Genomic DNA, 3,667 nt, shown 5'->3' with positions numbered 1-3,667 from the left:
GAGCCTGGTCAGACTTGACAAAAGACACCTGATCGGTTACGCTTAAATTGCCACGTTTGAACTGTACTGTTTGGGTTCACAATTAGGATGGGGCCCCATTTTGGGAGGGGCATCGGGTTGCAGAAGCAACCGTTCATTGGGTATGAACGGGAGGGTAATTCCCTCCCGTTCATACATTTTTTCGAGTAGGCATACAGAGATGGTCGGCTACACTATGTAAAACCGACACCGGCACAACTCGAGGAATTGCCTTTGCACACGTCCTCGATTTTCCCGATTCCTTAACTTGCTCGATTGTGCTCTAAGACACGACGATATCGAGGCAGGAAAGTGGCGGCTTCGCGCGTTTCCCGGTGAAAAACGGCGGCCATATTTGGCTTCTGAGCGTCTTTTTGACAGTGAGTAATCAAAACCCTTTGCCCGGCACAAAAAGCACGTCAGAGGGCAACTATACGCGATTGTACATACAAAGGAAATAGCCTCACAACCTGTCTGCGGCGCATTGCGCCGCCTTTTTATTTGTCACATCGCGTTCTTACGCACCTCCAACTCCATCAGCAACGCCAAGAGTTCTGGATCATCAGCAATACGGCGCTCCTGTCGCTCCTCATAGCCATCAAGGGCCTCCATGCGTTCCTGATGGGCAACGGCAGCAGCGACCTCTTGTACGGCTGCAACAGCTTCAGCAACAGCCTTTGACGTCCCAAGCCAGTCATAAATGCTGGCATTAGTGCGACGACGGTAGATAGCAAGCTGGTGGATCATCGAGCGATAGAAATAGCCTGCAAAATCGCCGTACACCTTGCCCGCACGCAGGCTGCGCAAGTTGGCCCGCAGCGTTTTCACGGCTACCTGAATCACGTCATTAGTAGTCGGATCAAGGCCCATGCGCCGTGCCGCCAGCCGTACCCTATTCCACAGCTTTTTCACCGGCAAACGGCCTTGTTTAGCGGCTACAGCGAACCGCAGAGGCACATCGCGTGTTCCTCTGTCCCTGTCGTTTTGACCTTGAACGTCCCTCGTCATTTGAACGTTCTTTATCTCTTTCTTGTTTACTTCATCCTTACTCCTTATATATTCGCCCCCCAAAAATGGCCCGAAATGCTTGTCCTTACGCGGATTTTCGGCTTCGTCCAGACTGCAATCCAGACTGCGTGGCAGACTGCGAAAAGGAAGCACGACAGTAAACGAGCTGCCTTGGTGTCCGTCAGTACGGCGACGCTGGACGCGCTGGATGATGCCGAGCTGTTCCAAACGCCGCTGCACGGCGTAGATGGTGCGGACGCCAAGGCCGGTTTCTTTAGCGATCGTCTCTACCCGCGCCCAGATAACGCCCGGGACGAGACGGGCTTTCTGGACTAGATAGCGCAGATAAGCCTGCTCCGACGGCTTTAGATACCCGCCGTATGCTGCCACAAAGGCGTTGATGGCCGCTTCGAAAGCAGCCAAGCTGCCAAACCGCGAGAGATTGCGCGCCTCGGCGATCAGTCGTTGTCTCCGTGCTCTAGCGGCTGCGATGTCGATGGTTTTTGCTGCGTTTGCTGCAAACATAAAAGCCCTCCTCCCTTGTACCTCCGTACAGGGTGAGGGCCCTCTTCTCAGGCGTGTCTAAATCTGTTATAATGAACACGCCACAATTGAAGAGGTTTACCTCACCCTATGGAGGGAAGACGGCCGGGCTGCCGAACCGCGGGCCGTCTTCTCGTTTTTAATGCTAGCAAAATGGTTATTGGCTTGCCAGATGTTCACACCGATGTTGTGCTCATATTTCTTGCTCTGCAAATACCTGAACTGGCGTTCGTTTGCGCGTTATGTGCACCTCCCCCAAAGTCAGTTTGACCTCATTCCGGCGTGCTTGTTTGACTAGATAACGGGCAAGATTTTGCTTCTGTTCAAATATCCCCGCCCAAGATGGAAAAGCATCGATTTTGCGGAATTCATTCAGCATCAGTTGCTTGTCCTTTGTCTTCGCAGTCTCGTACAGCACGATCCGGAGGCCCTCGTAAGTTTCCCGCGACAAACGTACCGTCACACGGCCATCGATGATCCGGATCACCAGCGCCGTCAGATCGCTGACCTTGATTTCGAGCGGTCTTTCGCGGATGTCGTGAAACTGGTCATCGTACACTATGCCCTCCTCGATCTCGCCCAAAGTGTGCAGAATAATAGCAATATTATGCCATCGTACATACACGAAGTTTGCCAAGCCCTTGGCTTTCCGCCTATAACGTTGAAACTTTGAAAGATCAGCTTTATATTTTCCTATCAATTTACGGTCTATTTCCGCGAATTTATCTTTCTTTTTTAATGGAAAGTACGTTATATGGTAGAAATAATAACCCCTACTAACGAGATAAACGACATACTGCACGAGTCCTTGCCAGCTTGCCGCCAGATACCGAGTCCCCATCCTGTCACCTCCCGGTGAACTTGAAAAAGATGAAAAGGGACGGCCGCCAGGCCAGCCAGCCCCTCATCGGGGCTGGCCCCAACACCAACAATCGCCTACGGATGGCGCTTTCGACGGCCTGTATGCACGGGTCGCCACTCCCGTGCGGCCAGCATGGGCCACTGCCCGCGCAGCCCAATGCCCCCCGAAGGGATCTACTTGCGCCAGCTCCCAGACCTCGCACGCGCCGACTTCGGCGCGCCGTTCGGCCCTTCCCCCGTTAGTCGGCAGCTCCGGCAACAGACTGCGGTCGCCTTTCTAAGCTAAGCGGCTTGTGCGCGTCTTTGGCGACGCGCGGGGCAGAACATGGAAGCTCCCCCTTACTCCCCTGCGTCCTCGCGGATCAGCAGGGTTTCGGTACGCCGCCGCCTCAGGCTCTCGGGCCTGCCCGCTTTCTGTTGCCTCACCCGGTTGCTTCCCACGTGTGGAGTGCTTTGGCCGCCCGCATTGGTGGGCGGGCCTTTAACGGGTTGAGCTATTCGCCGGCGAACATTACTGCTCACCAGCTCCCCCGCCGGGCCTGCGTTGGGCCGTCGCCGAATCCCCCCGCAGGATGGATTAGCCCCATTGGGGCATCACCACTTTGCTGCCGACCAGCACCGCGCGCCATGCCGCGCGGCACCTTGTCCGGGTCGCCCATGTTCGGCCATGTCAGTGGGTAGAAGGCCCTCATCGGGCCAGCCCCCATCCCCACCGCGCCAGCACCTCTCGATGCACGCGGCGAGTCCCGCCGCGACTACGTTCACCACGGTGGCGAGCCGTGAGGTCGCGTCGCGGCAGCCCGCGCCCGCTCGGTGGCGTCGAGCGTCGCGGACCTGCGAAGTTGGTGTTGGTGTCGGTCTAGCGGGCTTACTCGTCCATGTTCTCTTGTCTCTCTGTCCCTACAGCAGCCAGGCCAACTCTATTAACCGGTGTCCACTTTCTCACCTCCCAAGCATGCTTTTCCATGTTCCTCTACGAAGTAGCGTGCTGCTGCCTCGTAGAGTTTGCCTTCTTTTGGAATATACTTCCAATACGCTCCTGGATCGCGCTGTCCAGCCCACTCGCTGTGTTCACGCAGCAAGTGCGGGAACAACGCAGCATCAACTTTTAGGGACAGACACCACCTTTTGCGCAAAAACAAAACCCTTCTCGCGCACTCGAGTGCACAAGAAGGGTTTTTCGTTCACCTTATTTACGCCCCGTGCCGGTTAAAGGCACAGAAAGGCCTTTTAGAAG

2 protein-coding genes are annotated in these 3,667 nt (G+C 55.5%); both read right to left on the bottom strand.

The window, feature by feature from the left end:
• Positions 1 to 522: 522 nt before the first annotated feature.
• Positions 523 to 1,551, bottom strand: a complete 1,029-nt coding sequence (locus IEX61_RS12050) for a helix-turn-helix domain-containing protein (protein ID WP_054672443.1) — start codon at positions 1,549 to 1,551, stop codon at positions 523 to 525.
• 211 nt (positions 1,552 to 1,762) lie between these two features.
• Positions 1,763 to 2,410, bottom strand: coding sequence for a hypothetical protein (locus tag IEX61_RS12045; RefSeq protein ID WP_054672444.1), 648 nt, complete (start codon positions 2,408 to 2,410; stop codon positions 1,763 to 1,765).
• Positions 2,411 to 3,667 lie beyond the last annotated feature (1,257 nt).

Origin of the sequence: Calditerricola satsumensis, assembly GCF_014646935.1 — a bacterium.
Lineage (GTDB): Bacteria > Bacillota > Bacilli > Calditerricolales > Calditerricolaceae > Calditerricola > Calditerricola satsumensis.
This window is presented reverse-complemented; position numbering and strand designations above follow the sequence as displayed.